Source organism: Variovorax paradoxus (assembly GCF_030815855.1).
GTDB lineage: Bacteria > Pseudomonadota > Gammaproteobacteria > Burkholderiales > Burkholderiaceae_C > Variovorax > Variovorax paradoxus_M.
The window spans coordinates 338,135-351,154 of sequence record NZ_JAUSXG010000001.1; the positions used below are offsets into that span (position 1 = coordinate 338,135).

The following is a 13,020-nucleotide window of genomic DNA, read 5'->3' on the forward strand; positions in this document are numbered from 1 at the left end:
GTCCATGAACAAGCGAAATGCTCTCAGATTGATTGCCGGCGGTGCGGGATGGGCGGGCACCGCCGCGGTTCTTGGCCTCGGACTTTCCGCCTGCAGCGAACCCAAGCCGAGCTTCAATGCGGTCGACATCACGGGCGCGGACTACGCCAAGGACTTCTCGCTGAAGGACGCCGACGGCAAGGTTCGCACCATGGCCGATTTCAGGGGCAAGGTGGTGGTGCTGTTCTTCGGCTACGCACAGTGCCCTGACGTCTGCCCGACCACCATGACCGAAATGGCCCAGGTCAAGCAGCAGCTCGGCAGCGACGGCGACAAGCTCCAGGTGCTGTTCGTCACGGTCGATCCGGCACGCGACACGCCCGAGGTGCTCAAGGCCTACATGGGCGCGTTCGACCCGACTTTTGTTGCGCTGATTCCTACGACCGAACAGCTCGCCGCGACCGCCAAGGAGTTCAAGGCTTATTACAAGAAGGTCGAGGGCAAGACGCCCACGAGCTACTCGATGGACCATTCCGCCGCCAGTTTCGTCTACGACACCCAGGGCCGGCTGCGGCTCTACGCGCGCTACGGTGCCGGCGTGGCCCCCATGGTGTCCGACGTGAAGGCGCTGCTCAAGGCCTGAGCGGTTTTTTCTTCAACCGATGGACGCTGTCGCAGCCCTTGCCCCGGTCGATCGCCTGAAGACGCGCAAGGGTGCGTTCCGCATCGCGCTCATTCCGCCCGAGGTGCTGCGCGCGCTGAATGACGGGTTGCTCGAAACCGTCAACCTCAACGAATTCCTGGCGCTCGAACTGCCGCAACTCGCGCGCAGGGTCGCAGGCCATATCGGCCTCGATCCGGCGAGCGAGCGGCTGCTGGACACGCTGGCCATGCTCGGCGTCTTCAAGCCGATGCAGCGGCACGGCCACATTGCGCGGGCGCTCTACGACATGGCGGCGCTGCATGCCGAGCGCGATGCCGTCGCGCACCGGCTCGCCACGCACGCGAGCGACGTGGCGCGCTGCTGGGCCGCGCAGTGGGTCACGCTGTCGGGCCTGCCACTGGCAGCGCAGCTCGAAGCCGTGCGCCGCTTTGCCGCCGACCCGCACTTCGGCGTGCGCGAAATCGCCTGGATGGCCGTGCGCGACGCGGTCATCGGCTCGCTCGACGAGTCGATCGCGCTGTTGCAGCCGTGGGCGGCCGACGCCGATCCGAACATCCGCCGCTTTGCCAGCGAACTCACGCGTCCGCGGGGCGTGTGGTGCGCGCAGATCGAGGCGCTCAAGGCCGAACCCTGGCGCGCGTTGCCGCTCCTCGAGCCGCTGCGGGCCGATGCCAGCCGCTACGTGCAGAACTCGGTGGCCAACTGGCTCAACGACGCGAGCAAGACCCAGCCCGAGTGGGTCGACCGGCTCTGCGCGCGCTGGACGGCCGAATCGGACAGCCCAGCAACCCGCTACATCGCCAAGCGGGCGCTGCGAACGCTGGCCAAGCAGGCATGAATGAAAAAGCCCGGCACTCGGCCGGGCTTGTTCGGGTGAAACGCGGCGACGCGGCTCAGGCGTAGTCGGCCAGCGCCTTCTTCATCTTCTTCATGGCGGCGACTTCGATCTGGCGAATGCGCTCGGCGCTCACGCCGTACACCGCCGCCAGGTCGTGCAGCGTCATGCCGCCCGAACCGTCGTCGTTGACCTTGAGCCAGCGTTCTTCCACGATGCGGCGGCTGCGGTCGTCCAGCGCTTCGAGCGCGGTGGCGATGCCGTCGCTCGAGAGTCGGTCGCGCTGCTGCGATTCGAGCAGGGCGGTCGGCTCCTGCGTGGCGTCGGCCAGGTAGGCGATCGGGCCGAAGGCTTCGTCGCCGTCGTCCGACGGACCCGGATCGAGCAGCACGTCGCCGCCCGACAGGCGGGTTTCCATTTCGAGCACTTCTTCGGGTTTGACGTTGAGCCGGGTCGCCATTTGCGACACTTCGTCGGGGCTCAGCGTGTCGCGGTGCGTGCCGTTGTCGGCCGCGGCCGATTCGGCCTTGAAGCCCTGCTTCATCGAGCGCAGGTTGAAGAACAGCTTGCGCTGGGCCTTGGTCGTCGCGACCTTGACCATGCGCCAGTTCTTCAGGATGTACTCGTGAATCTCGGCCTTGATCCAGTGCATGGCGTAGCTCACGAGCCGCACGCCCTGGTCGGGGTCGAAACGCTTCACGGCCTTCATGAGACCGACATTGCCCTCCTGGATCAGGTCGCCGTGAGGCAGGCCGTAACCCAGGTACTGGCGGGAAATGGACACCACGAGGCGCAGGTGCGAGAGGATCAGCGCACCCGCCGCTTCCAGGTCGTTGTTGTCGCGCAAACGGCGTGCGAAGCCCTGCTCTTCTTCGAGCGTGAGCATCGGCAGGCGGTTGGCGGCCGAAATATAAGCATCCAAGTTGCCCAGCGGGGGCACCATCGACCATGGATTGGCGACGGCGAGCTGGTTGGCAGAGGCTCCAGACAGCGTGGTCATCAGGGGAAACTCCTTTGTGTCAGGCATATTAGCACTCGATTAGAGGGAGTGCTAAGGCAAGGGTTCCCCCTTAGTTTCTATCGCGCCGATAGCCAACCTTGTCAGCGGGCCAGCGGTCCGGCCTGCGGCGCCGTCCGACCCGGGGCTTACCAGCGGATACCCAGCCGCACAAACAGCCGCGAGAGTACGAACAGGGGCCCCACCCAGAGGTATTGGATGTCTTCGAAGAACGAAGGTTTCCTGCCCTCGACCTTGTGGCCGATGAACTGGAAAACCCATGCCACCACGAAGATGGCGGCGGAAACCGGCAGTACAAGGCTTCCCATGGCATGAACCACGGCCAGCACCAGGGCCGTGCCAATCAGCATGGTGACCAGAAACGCCGGGGAGCGAAGGGTGGCGTAGTAAACCAGGCTCGCCGCCACGAAGCCGTAGGCCACCCAGGGATGCAGCGCAAACAGCAGGCCGACGATGCTCAGCATGATCGCCGGGATCGCGGCGAAGTGAATCAGCTCGTTGGTCGGATGGCGATGGCTTTCGCCATAGTGGGCCAGCAGCCGGTCGACTTTGCGGTCGCCCGCTGCCAAGGGCGCGTCGGCGGTGTGCATCATGTTTGTCTCCAAAGCGCCGTTCACCGGCAAGCTATTTCGGATCCTGAGCGAACTCGCGCCCGTCGGCGCCTCATGACTTTTGGCACTGGTGTGCCGGTCCGTCGGACTTTACCTTTGCGCGGTCACACACATCAATGTTCCCAGGGAGAGATTTCATGCAAGCAAAACTTTGGATATCGGCGCTTGCCGCGACTTTGGCGGCTTGCGGGGGAGGAGGCGATGGCGGCGGTGGGTTCACCGGCTTGCCGATGGTACCGGCGCCTGCACCGGCGCCCGCTCCCGCACCATCGCCCGCTCCGGCTCCGGCTCCGGCTCCGACCCCGACCCCGGCCCCGGCCCCGGCCACGCGTACTTTCATGTACGAGGCTTTGCCGCCCACCACCGACGTTCCGGCGTTTTTCGATCGACTCAATGCGCAGGGCACAAGGTCTTTCCGCTTCTTCGGCGGTTTTGCTTTCACCACCAGCCCCACCAGCGTGGAGGTCGTCGAGGCCTACGCGAAGGATGCCGAGACCGCCTATGCCTTCGAGCTGCTGCCGGTCGCAAGCTCCGTGGCCGAGCTTCAGGACCAGTTGAATGCCCAGGGCGCCAGGGGCTTCCAGTGGGGCGGTCCGTACTCGGTCGGCGGCCAGGTCCGCGCGCTCCATCGCAAGGACAACAACTCCGCGTCGACCTACACCTATGCCGTGCTGGCGTCGCCCGCCGACAGCGCCGGCTATCTGGCGCAAGTCAACGTCCAGGGCGGCAACGGCTACTACAGCGTAGGCGGCGGCTACATGGTTGGCGGGACCACGGTGCTGGTCTATCAAAAGGACGCGCAAGGCAGCGCCACCTACGGCTATGAAGCGCTGGGCCAGCCCGGCACCGATGCCGACTTCCTGGCGCAGTTCGAGGCCCAAGGCGCTCGGGGCTTCCGGTTCAAGACGGGTTACGTTTTCTCGGACGGCACGCGGCTGCTCTACGAGAAGGACCTGTCGCAATCGGCCACGTTCAGCTACCAGAACCTGCAGCCCGCGGGCAACAGCTCAGACTACGTCGCGCAGGCGAATGCCGAAGGTGCCAAGGGCAACGCCCTGGTGGGCGACTACGCGCTGCCAAGCGGCCAGATCAGGACGCTCTACATCCGGCCGGCCAACTGCACCGGCCTTCTCTGCGATACCCGCTCGCTCTTCGGCTTCTGAGCGGCGGCTGGCCCTGCTGGCGGCACCTCAGCCCAGCAGCGCCAGCGCGAATTCACGCGCGTTGAAGGTTTCGAGGTCTTCGAGCTTCTCGCCCACGCCGATGAAGTAAACCGGGATCGGCCGCTCGCGCGCAATGGCGCAGAGCACGCCGCCCTTGGCCGTGCCGTCGAGCTTGGTCACGACCAGGCCGGTGAGGCCCAGCGTTTCGTCGAAGGCCTTGACCTGTGCCAGGGCGTTCTGGCCGGTGTTGCCGTCGATCACCAGCAGCACCTCGTGCGGCGCCGAGGCGTCGGCCTTGGTGACCACGCGCTTGATCTTCTTGAGCTCGTCCATCAGGTGCAGCTGCGTCGGCAGGCGGCCCGCGGTGTCGACCAGCACCACGTCCTTGCCGCGCGCCTTGCCGGCGGTGACCGCGTCGAAGCTCACGGCGGAGGGGTCGCCGCCTTCCTGGCTCACGATCTCGACCGTGTTGCGGTCGGCCCAGACCAGCAGCTGCTCGCGCGCCGCCGCCCGGAAGGTGTCGGCCGCGGCGAGCAGCACCGAGGCGCCCTCGCTGGCCAGGTGCTTGGTGAGCTTGCCGATCGAGGTGGTCTTGCCCGCGCCGTTGACGCCGGCCACCATGATCACCGTCGGCGAGAACTGGCCGATGACGAGCGGTTTTTCGAGCGGCTGGAGCAGATCGGTGATGGCGTCGGCCAGCAGCCGCTTGACCTGCGCGGCGTCGGTCGCCATCTGGCGCTTGACGCGGCCCCGCAGGTCGTCGAGCAGGAACTCGGTAGCCTTGACGCCGGTGTCGGCCATCAGCAGGGCCGATTCGAGCTCTTCGTACAGCGCTTCGTCGATCTGCGCGTTGACGAACACCGCCTGGATGCCGGTGCCGGTCTTGCGCAGGCCGGTCTTGAGCTTGTCGAACCAACCCTTGCGCTCGGCAGGCATGGCGGCCTCGGCCACGGGCGCTGCGGCGGGCGGGGGCGGCGGCAGTGGGGCCGGCGGCTGGGTGGGAGCAGGCGTCGGCACCGGCACTGGCATGGCGGCTGGTGCGAGGGGCGCCGCAGCTGGAACAGCGGCAGGCAGCGGAGGTGGTGGCGCCACGACGGGCGGCATTGAAGGTGCAGGTGCGACCGGGGGTGGCGGCGCGGGTTCTTCCGCGGCCGGCTTCGAGCCGAACCAGCTCGACGGCGAGAACACCGAACGCGCGGGCGCAGCCTCGGGGGCCGGGGCCGGTGCCGGCTCGGCTACCGGGGAGGGCTCCGGTGCGGCGGGAGATTCTGCGGGCGGTTTTTTCTTGAAGAAACTGAACATCGGGAGCTTTTTACAATCCGACCCATTCTATGAAACACCCCTCGCCACGCCGTGCTGCGTCTGGTGCGGTGCTGGCAATGGCGCTTTCGGCGCTGTGGGCCATGCCTGCTCAGGCCCAGTCCACTCCGGCTCCCGCCGTTCCATCCACCTCCGGTTCAGCTGCCGCAGCGGCAACCGCTCCGCAGCAGTTCACCCTTGCCAACGGCATGACGCTGCTGGTGCTGCCCGACAGGCGCGCGCCGACCGCGGTGCAGATGGTCTGGGTTCGCGTGGGCTCCGTCGACGAGGTCGACGGCACGTCGGGCGTGGCCCACGTGCTCGAGCACATGATGTTCAAGGGCACCAAGACCATCAAGCCGGGCGAGTTCTCGCGCCGCGTGGCGGCGCTGGGCGGGCAGGAAAACGCGTTCACCACGCGCGACTACACCGGCTACTACCAGCAGATTCCCGTGGCCAGCCTCGAGCAGGTCATGAAACTCGAGTCGGACCGCTTCGCCAACAACCAGTGGTCCGACGACGAGTTCAAGCGCGAGATCGAAGTGGTCAAGGAAGAGCGCCGCATGCGCACCGACGACCAGCCGCGCGCATTGCTTGGCGAGCAGCAGAACGCCGCGATCTTCACGGCCTCGCCCTACCACCGCCCCGTGGTCGGCTGGATGAGCGATCTCGACGCGATGACGCCCGACGACGCGCGCGACTTCTTCCGGCGCTGGTACGTACCCGCCAACGCCGCGGTGGTGGTGGTTGGCGACGTCGACGTGGCCAAGGTGCGTGCGCTGGCCGAGAAGTATTACGGCAGCATTCCCTCCCGCGCCGTGCCCGCGCGCAAGCCGCGCAGCGAGCCTGCGCAGCGCGGCATCCGCCGCATCGAGTTCAAGGCGCCGGCCGAGCAGGCCTACGTCTCGCTCGCGTTCCGCATTCCGCAGCTGGAGGCCCTCGATGCCGCCGACAGCGACGTGTGGGCGCTCGAGGTGCTGTCTGCCGTGCTCGACGGCTACACGGGCGCGCGGCTCGACCGGGCCTTGACCCAAGGCCCCGGCCGCGTGGCCGATTCGGCGGGTGCCTATTCGGGGCTGGCCGGCCGCGGGCCGCAGCTGTTCACGCTCGTGGGGGTTCCCGCGAACGGAAAAACGGCCGAGGCGGTCGAGGCGGCGCTGCGGGCCGAGGTGACGCGCATCGCGAAGGAAGGCGTGGGCGAGGCCGAACTCGCGCGCGTCAAGACGCAATGGGTGGCCAGCGAAACCTACAAGCGCGATTCAGTGATGGCGCAGGCCCGCGAGCTCGGCAGCAACTGGGTGCAGGGCCTGCCGCTGGACACCAGCGCGCGGATCATCGCCAAGCTGCAGGCCGTGACGCCGGCCCAGGTGCAGGCGGTGGCCGCCAGGTACTTCGGCGACGACCAGCTCACGGTGGCCACCTTGCGCCCCCTGCCACCGGAAGCCAAGCCCCGCGGCCGCGGTTTTGCAGCCCCCGAAGGCGAGCTGCGCTGAAAGGCCCGGATTTCCATGACCACAATGAAAAAAATGCTTCGTCCCGCGCTGTTCGCCGTCGTTGCCGCCGTGGCGGGCGCCGCGCAAGCCGCGCTCCCCATCGAGCACTGGACCCTCGCGAGCGGCGCCAGGATCTACCTTGTGTCGACCCAGGCGCTACCCATCGTCGATGTGCAGATCGATTTCGACGCCGGCAGCCGGCGCGACCCGGCGGCCCAGGCCGGCCTCGCCGGCGTGAGCGCGACCATGGTCGAGAAGGGCGTGCGCGCCGGCAAGAACGGCGAGCCCGCGCTCGACGAGAACGCACTGGGTGAAGCCTGGGCCGACCTGGGCGCCGAGTTCAACGCCAGCGCCGGCACCGATCGCGCCAGCTACTCGCTGCGCACCCTGTCCGACCCGGCGCTGCTGGCCAAGGTCGTCACGCTCGCGTCACGCGAGATCGGCGAACCGGCCTTTCCCGACGACATCTGGCAGCGCGAGCGCGAGCGCATCAACGCGTCGCTGAAGGAGGCCAACACCAAGCCGGCAACCATTGCGGGCCGTGCCTTCGCGCAGGGCGTCTACGGCAGCCACCCCTACGGGCAGGAAGTCACCGAAGCCACGCTGGCGCGGATCGACACCGCGGCCATGCGGCAGCGCTACCAGCAGCTCGTCATGCCGTGCCGGGCCAAGCTCAGCATCGTCGGTGCCGTGACCCGCGCCGAGGCCGAAGCCATGGCCACCGCGCTGCTCTCGCGGCTGCCCGGCCCCGAGGCCTGCACGCCGCTGCCCGCCATCGCGCCGGTGGCCGCGCTGACGGCGCCGAAGGACGAGCGCATTCCGTTCGCTTCGGCCCAGGCCCATGTCTGGATCGGGCAACCCGGCTATCCGCGCAAGGACCCCGACCACTTCGCGCTCACGCTCGGCAACTACGTGCTGGGCGGCGGCGGCTTCGTCTCGCGGCTGACCAACGAAGTGCGCGAGAAGCGCGGCCTGGCCTACAGCGTCTACAGCGGCTTCGCGCCGGGGCTGGATGCGGGTGCGTTCCGCGTCGGCTTCCAGACGCGCCCCGACCAGGCCGAAGAGGCCGTGAAAGTCTCGCGCAATGTGCTCGCGAAGTTCGTGGCCGAAGGCCCGACCGCCGCCGAGCTCAAGGCTGCGAAGGACAACCTGATCGGCGGCTTCCCCCTCTTGCTGGACAGCAACCGCAAGCTCATCGGCAACGTGGCCAACATTGCCTGGCACGACCTGCCGCTCGACTACCTCGACACCTGGACCGCGCGCATGAACGCGGTCACCGCGGCCGAGGTCCGGGCCGCCTTTGCGCGCAAGCTGCAGCCCGAGCGCATGGTGACGGTGGTGGTGGGCGGCAAGTAGGCAGAAGCGTTTCAGCGCAGGGCGTGCGCGCCGCTTGCAGCGGCCGCACGCACCGCGGCCCTGAGGCGTTCCAGGAGCTGCGGCGCCGCGCGCGCCTGCTGCCAGTAGAGCGGCACCTGCAACGCCGAGCCGGGCACCAGCTCCACCAGTTCGCCCGCGCGCATCGCATCGGCCGCCATGCTGGCGGGAAGCATGCCCCAGCCCATGCCGGCGCGCGCCGCTTCAAGGAAACCATGTGCCGAGGGCAGCCAGTGCCGCGGTGTCTCGATGCTGCGGTGGCAGATGCGCCGCACCCAGCGTGCCTGCAACCGGTCCTTGCGGTCGAACACCAGGCTTGGCCCATGGGCCAATGTGCGCGCACCCACGCCCTTGGCGAAATACCGGCGCACGAACTCCGGGCTTGCGGCCGCCACGTAGTGCATGGTGCCCAGCGCCTCGCTGTTGCAGCCGGCCACCGGCTGCGCCAACGCCGTGACCGCGGCCAGCACGGTGCCGCTTCGCAGGCGTTCGGCGGTGTGGTCCTGGTCGTCCACGGTCAGGTCGAGCAGGGCGGATTCTTCCTGCTTCGCAAAGGCCGAGGCGGCCGCCATGAACCAGGTGGCCAGGCTGTCGGCGTTCACCGCCACCCGCACCGTGACGCGCTCGCGCTCGTTGCCTCCCATGCCGAGGGCGGGCAGCGCGTCGCGCAGCTCGTGCTCCAGCATGCCGACGCGCTCGAAGTGGCGGCAGAGCTGTTGGCCGGCCTCCGTGGCCACGCACGGCTGGCCGCGCACCAGCAGCGCGCCGCCCGTGCGCTCCTCGAGCAGCTTCACGCGCTGGGAGACCGCCGACGGCGTGACATTCAGAGCGCGGGCCGCGCGCTCGAAACTGCCTTCGCGCACCACGGCGGCCAATGCGTTCAGGGCGGCGTAGTCGAGCATGGTTCCTTGAAATTAGTAAAACTGAATATGGCTTAGGAAGTTTAGTTTGAGTTAATTCGCGCGCAGCGGCAAGCTGGCGCCATGGTCACCGCACAAATCACCACCGCATTCGCCAACGGGCTCTTCATGAGCCTGGTGCTCATCGTCGCGATCGGCGCGCAGAACGCGTACGTGCTGCGTCAAGGATTGCGGCGCGAGCATGTGAGCGCCGTGGTGCTGTTCTGCGCGGTGAGCGATGCGGTCCTGATCACGGCCGGCGTCGCCGGGATGGCGCAGGCGCTCCAAGGGCGGCCCGCCGTGGCCACTGCGCTCGCGGCGCTTGGTGCGCTGTTCCTGGGTGCGTATGGTGGGCGCGCACTGTGGCGTTCGCGGCAGGCGGGCGCGCTCCATGCCGCGCCACAGGGCGCGTCGCTCTCGCGTGCCGCCGTGCTGGCGCAGGCGGCGGGCTTCACGCTGCTGAATCCGCATGTGTACCTCGACACCGTGCTGCTGGTGGGCAGCACCGGCGCCCAGTACGGCGGTTCGCTCAAGGCCTGGTTCGTCGCGGGTTCGGCGCTTGCCAGCGCGCTGTGGTTCTCGGCGCTGGGCTTTGGTGCGCGCTGGCTGGCCCCGATGTTCGCGCGTCCGCGTGCCTGGCAGGTGCTCGACGCGCTGATCGGCGGCACGATGCTCGTGCTTGCCGCGCTGCTGGCACGGCGCGCTCTTCTGGGGGCGTAGGGGCAGGTGCGGCGGCGTTAAGCTCGCCGTATGCCCCAGAAGAAAGCCGCAGCCGCCAAGCGTCCCGCCTCACCGCCACCACCCTCGTCGCCCCGAGCGAAATCGCGGCCGAGTGAGGTGCGCATCATCGGAGGGCGATGGAAGCGCACGCGCCTTTCCGTGGCCGACAAGCCAGGCCTGCGGCCCACACCCGACCGCGTGCGCGAGACGCTGTTCAACTGGCTTGCAAGCATCGCTGGGGCGGGTGGCGGCGAATTGCCGGGCTGGCATTGCGTCGACGCATTCGCGGGCACCGGCGCCCTGGGGCTGGAGGCCGCTTCGCGCGGCGCCGCGAGCGTGCTGCTGTGCGAACAAGACGCCGCGCTGGTGGCGCAGTTGCAGGCCGCAAAAAGCAAGCTCTCGGCCGAGGCCGTGCGCGTCGAGCGCGGCAACGGACTTACCGCGCTCGAACGCGTTGCTGCAGGCACCCTGGATGCCGTCTTTCTCGACCCGCCATTCGACAGTACCGCCCTCTATGAGCCGTCGCTGCGCGCTGCCGCCCGGGCCGTGAAAGCCGGAGGCACCATCTACCTGGAAGCGCCGAGGCATTGGACCGACGAGGAGCTTGCTGCCGTCGGTCTTGTTGGTTTTCGTTACCTAAAGGCAGGCGCCGTGCATGCGCATCTGCTGCGGCAGGCTGCAAACGGGACTGCATAATTCGCCGGACAAGCCGCACCGGCTGCATGAGGAAGAAGCACCATGGCCAGCAACGTGATCGCGGTTTATCCCGGCACTTTCGATCCCATCACCCTCGGCCACGAGGATGTGGTGCGGCGTGCAACCCAGCTTTTTTCCAAGGTCATCGTCGCGGTTGCGGCGGGCCACCACAAGAAGGCGCTGTTCACCTTGCCCGAGCGCATGGAGATGGCGCGCGAGGCCGTGAAGCCCTACAGCGACCAGGTCACGGTCGAGAGCTTTTCGGGCTTGCTGCGCGACTTCGTGGTGGCGCGCGGCGGCAAGGCCATGGTGCGCGGCCTGCGCGCCGTGACCGACTTCGACTACGAGTTTCAGCTGGCGGGCATGAACCGCTCGCTGATGCCCGATGTGGAGACCGTGTTCCTGACGCCCAGCGACAAGTACCAGTTCATCTCGAGCACCTTCGTGCGCGAAATCGCCATGCTCGGCGGCGAAGTCCACAAGTTCGTTTCGCCCGATGTGGAAACGCATTTGACGGCCAAAGTGCGCAGCCTTCGTGAATAGGCTCGCGGCTTGTCGGCTGCATGCTCGCCATGGGCCGTGAGATGAGCGGTCGATTTCCGCTGCCGCGCCTGCATCCGCTGGGCGATGCGGCCTTGCTTTGCGAACTGGCGCCGCCGGCCACCTTGGCGCAACAGCAGCAGGTCTGGGCGCTGGCTGCCGCGGTTCGGCAGTGGCCCGGCGTGGGCGAGGTGCTGCCCGGCATGAACAATCTCACGCTGACTTTCGACCCCGTCGCGATCGATGTCGATGCGCTGATGGCGCGCGTCAACGAGGCTTGGCCCCGGCTGTCGGCTACCGCGATCGAAGGCCGCATGGTGGAAATTCCGGTGGCCTATGGCGGCGAGCACGGCCCGGACCTTGCCGATGTTGCGGCCCACACCGGGCTCACGCCCGCCGAAGTGGTGCGGCGCCACAGTGCCGGCGAGTACGTGGTCTACCTGCTCGGCTTTCTGCCGGGCTTCGCCTTCATGGGCGGGCTGCCGCCCGAGCTCGCCACGCCGCGCCGGGCCGAACCGCGCACCGCGGTGCCCGCGCGGTCGGTCGGCATCGGCGGCGAGCAGACCGGCATCTATCCGCTGGTGTCGCCGGGCGGTTGGCAGCTGATCGGCCGCACGTCGCTGGAGCTTTTCGACCCGACGGCCGAACCGCCGACCTTGCTGCGTCCGGGCGACCGGGTGCGTTTTGTCGTCGAAAGCGTAGAGACATGATGCTGGTCCAGAAACCCGGCATGCTGGCTTCGGTGCAAGACCTGGGGCGGCACGGGCATCGCCAAGTCGGCATCTGCCCCGGCGGCGCGCTCGACGTGCTGGCGCTCACGCTGGCGAACCGGCTGGTCGGCAATGCCGACGGCGCGGCCGGCCTCGAAATCACCATGGGCGGCTGCGAGATCCGCTTCGACACCGACACGCGCATCGCATTGGCCGGAGACGATTTCGCCGCCCGGCTCGACGGCACGCCCATCTGGCCTTGCTGGAGCATCCCGGTCGCGGCGGGGCAAACACTCAAGCTGGCGGGCGCCAACGCACCCGGCGCGAAGAAGGCCGGCCTGCGCAGCTGGCTCGCGGTGGCGGGCGGTATCGACGTGCCGCCGGTGCTCGGTTCGCGCAGCACCGACCTGAAGGCGGGCTTCGGCGGCCATCAAGGTCGCGCACTGCGCAAGGGCGACCGGCTGGCACTGGGCCGCGCAGCGCTCGGCGCCGCGCAGCTCGCCCGACGCCCGTTCGGCCTGCGCGGTCCCGAATGGGAAGCCGGGGAAGGCGAATCGGCCATCGCACTGCGTGTCCTGCCCGGTCCCGAATTCGAACAGTTCACGACCGCCTCGCATGCGTTGCTCTGGAGCGAGCGCTGGCGAATCACCGCGCAGAGCAACCGCATGGGGAGCCGGCTCGCGGGCGCCGAACTCAAGCGCAAACGCAGTGCCGACATGCTCTCTTCGGGCGTCATTCCCGGCACGATCCAGGTGCCGCCCTCGGGCCAGCCGATCATCCTGATGGGCGATGCGCAGACCACCGGCGGCTATCCGCGCATCGGCGTGGTGATTCGCGCCGACCTGTGGAAGCTCGCGCAGGCGCCGCTCGACGGCCGGTTGCGGCTGGTGCAGGTCGACATGGCGGCGGCGCTCGAGGCATGGGCCGGGCAGCAGCGCTATCTTGCCCAAGTGGCGCAAGGGCTCGCGGCGGCAGGCTGGCCGGGACCGGCATAGACTGTGCAAGCAGCAGGCGCGCGG

General features: G+C 68.4%; 14 protein-coding genes. 10 read left to right on the forward strand and 4 right to left on the reverse strand.

Translation table 11 applies throughout. The features are described 5' to 3' along the window. Window positions 1-4: 4 nt before the first annotated feature. Window positions 5-622, forward strand: a complete 618-nt coding sequence (locus tag QFZ42_RS01575; RefSeq protein WP_307699264.1) for an SCO family protein — start codon at window positions 5-7, stop codon at window positions 620-622. Window positions 623-641: 19 nt separating this feature from the next. Next, window positions 642-1,481, forward strand: a complete 840-nt coding sequence (locus QFZ42_RS01580) for a DNA alkylation repair protein (RefSeq protein ID WP_307699265.1) — start codon at window positions 642-644, stop codon at window positions 1,479-1,481. Between the two features lie 55 nt (window positions 1,482-1,536). Here the strand turns inward: QFZ42_RS01580 and rpoH are convergent, their stop codons facing one another. Then, window positions 1,537-2,478, reverse strand: coding sequence for an RNA polymerase sigma factor RpoH (rpoH, locus tag QFZ42_RS01585; protein WP_307699266.1), 942 nt, complete (start codon window positions 2,476-2,478; stop codon window positions 1,537-1,539). Between the two features lie 146 nt (window positions 2,479-2,624). Next, the gene (locus tag QFZ42_RS01590; RefSeq protein ID WP_307699267.1) at window positions 2,625-3,089 is read right to left on the reverse strand and encodes an Mpo1 family 2-hydroxy fatty acid dioxygenase; all 465 of its coding nucleotides are present in this window, start codon (window positions 3,087-3,089) and stop codon (window positions 2,625-2,627) included. 356 nt (window positions 3,090-3,445) lie between these two features. On the opposite strand from QFZ42_RS01590, the gene QFZ42_RS01595 reads away from it, so the two are divergent. Beyond that, window positions 3,446-4,270, forward strand: coding sequence for a hypothetical protein (locus tag QFZ42_RS01595; protein WP_307699268.1), 825 nt, complete (start codon window positions 3,446-3,448; stop codon window positions 4,268-4,270). Between the two features lie 27 nt (window positions 4,271-4,297). On the opposite strand, the gene ftsY is transcribed toward QFZ42_RS01595, so the two are convergent. After that, entirely contained in the window at window positions 4,298-5,572 is a 1,275-nt protein-coding gene (gene ftsY, locus QFZ42_RS01600; protein ID WP_307699269.1) for a signal recognition particle-docking protein FtsY, read from the reverse strand. A gap of 29 nt (window positions 5,573-5,601) precedes the next feature. On the opposite strand from ftsY, the gene QFZ42_RS01605 reads away from it, so the two are divergent. Continuing rightward, window positions 5,602-7,062, forward strand: a complete 1,461-nt coding sequence (locus QFZ42_RS01605; protein WP_307699270.1) for a M16 family metallopeptidase — start codon at window positions 5,602-5,604, stop codon at window positions 7,060-7,062. Between the two features lie 15 nt (window positions 7,063-7,077). Beyond that, window positions 7,078-8,418 carry a M16 family metallopeptidase gene (locus QFZ42_RS01610; RefSeq protein ID WP_307699271.1) on the forward strand — a complete coding sequence of 447 codons (1,341 nt, stop codon included), beginning with the start codon at window positions 7,078-7,080 and terminating at the stop codon, window positions 8,416-8,418. An 11-nt stretch (window positions 8,419-8,429) separates the two neighbouring features. Here the strand turns inward: QFZ42_RS01610 and QFZ42_RS01615 are convergent, their stop codons facing one another. Next, the gene (locus tag QFZ42_RS01615) at window positions 8,430-9,338 is read right to left on the reverse strand and encodes a LysR family transcriptional regulator ArgP (protein ID WP_307699272.1); all 909 of its coding nucleotides are present in this window, start codon (window positions 9,336-9,338) and stop codon (window positions 8,430-8,432) included. A gap of 81 nt (window positions 9,339-9,419) precedes the next feature. Between QFZ42_RS01615 and QFZ42_RS01620 the strand changes: the two genes are divergently transcribed. Genes QFZ42_RS01620 through QFZ42_RS01640 form a run of 5 tightly spaced genes read left to right on the forward strand, consistent with a single transcriptional unit; the run spans window position 9,420 to window position 12,996 of the window. Next, a complete protein-coding gene (locus QFZ42_RS01620; protein ID WP_307699273.1) occupies window positions 9,420-10,055 on the forward strand; it encodes a LysE/ArgO family amino acid transporter in 636 nt (211 codons plus the stop codon). A 30-nt stretch (window positions 10,056-10,085) separates the two neighbouring features. Then, window positions 10,086-10,751, forward strand: coding sequence for an RsmD family RNA methyltransferase (locus QFZ42_RS01625; protein WP_307699274.1), 666 nt, complete (start codon window positions 10,086-10,088; stop codon window positions 10,749-10,751). Between the two features lie 42 nt (window positions 10,752-10,793). Further along, complete coding sequence (coaD, locus tag QFZ42_RS01630) at window positions 10,794-11,294, forward strand: pantetheine-phosphate adenylyltransferase (protein ID WP_307699275.1); 501 nt, start codon at window positions 10,794-10,796, stop codon at window positions 11,292-11,294. A 41-nt stretch (window positions 11,295-11,335) separates the two neighbouring features. After that, on the forward strand, window positions 11,336-12,001 hold the full coding sequence (gene pxpB, locus QFZ42_RS01635) for a 5-oxoprolinase subunit PxpB (protein ID WP_307699276.1): 666 nt from the start codon (window positions 11,336-11,338) through the stop codon (window positions 11,999-12,001). Continuing rightward, window positions 11,998-12,996, forward strand: coding sequence for a 5-oxoprolinase subunit C family protein (locus QFZ42_RS01640; RefSeq protein WP_307699277.1), 999 nt, complete (start codon window positions 11,998-12,000; stop codon window positions 12,994-12,996). Before pxpB ends, QFZ42_RS01640 begins: the two co-directional genes overlap by 4 nt. The last annotated feature ends 24 nt before the right edge of the window (window positions 12,997-13,020 follow it).

Excerpts from the sequence above, each read along its gene's own strand:
- pxpB (WP_307699276.1), top strand. The coding sequence starts at position 11,336 with ATGAGCGGTCGATTTCCGCTGCCGCGCCTGCATCCGCTGGGCGATGCG.
- coaD (WP_307699275.1), top strand. The coding sequence starts at position 10,794 with ATGGCCAGCAACGTGATCGCGGTTTATCCCGGCACTTTCGATCCCATC.
- QFZ42_RS01605 (WP_307699270.1), top strand. The coding sequence starts at position 5,602 with ATGAAACACCCCTCGCCACGCCGTGCTGCGTCTGGTGCGGTGCTGGCA.
- QFZ42_RS01590 (WP_307699267.1), bottom strand. The coding sequence starts at position 3,089 with ATGATGCACACCGCCGACGCGCCCTTGGCAGCGGGCGACCGCAAAGTC.
- QFZ42_RS01595 (WP_307699268.1), top strand. The coding sequence starts at position 3,446 with ATGTACGAGGCTTTGCCGCCCACCACCGACGTTCCGGCGTTTTTCGAT.
- QFZ42_RS01625 (WP_307699274.1), top strand. The coding sequence starts at position 10,086 with ATGCCCCAGAAGAAAGCCGCAGCCGCCAAGCGTCCCGCCTCACCGCCA.
- QFZ42_RS01620 (WP_307699273.1), top strand. The coding sequence starts at position 9,420 with ATGGTCACCGCACAAATCACCACCGCATTCGCCAACGGGCTCTTCATG.
- QFZ42_RS01615 (WP_307699272.1), bottom strand. The coding sequence starts at position 9,338 with ATGCTCGACTACGCCGCCCTGAACGCATTGGCCGCCGTGGTGCGCGAA.
- rpoH (WP_307699266.1), bottom strand. The coding sequence starts at position 2,478 with ATGACCACGCTGTCTGGAGCCTCTGCCAACCAGCTCGCCGTCGCCAAT.
- QFZ42_RS01610 (WP_307699271.1), top strand. The coding sequence starts at position 7,078 with ATGACCACAATGAAAAAAATGCTTCGTCCCGCGCTGTTCGCCGTCGTT.
- QFZ42_RS01640 (WP_307699277.1), top strand. The coding sequence starts at position 11,998 with ATGATGCTGGTCCAGAAACCCGGCATGCTGGCTTCGGTGCAAGACCTG.
- QFZ42_RS01575 (WP_307699264.1), top strand. The coding sequence starts at position 5 with ATGAACAAGCGAAATGCTCTCAGATTGATTGCCGGCGGTGCGGGATGG.
- QFZ42_RS01580 (WP_307699265.1), top strand. The coding sequence starts at position 642 with ATGGACGCTGTCGCAGCCCTTGCCCCGGTCGATCGCCTGAAGACGCGC.
- ftsY (WP_307699269.1), bottom strand. The coding sequence starts at position 5,572 with ATGTTCAGTTTCTTCAAGAAAAAACCGCCCGCAGAATCTCCCGCCGCA.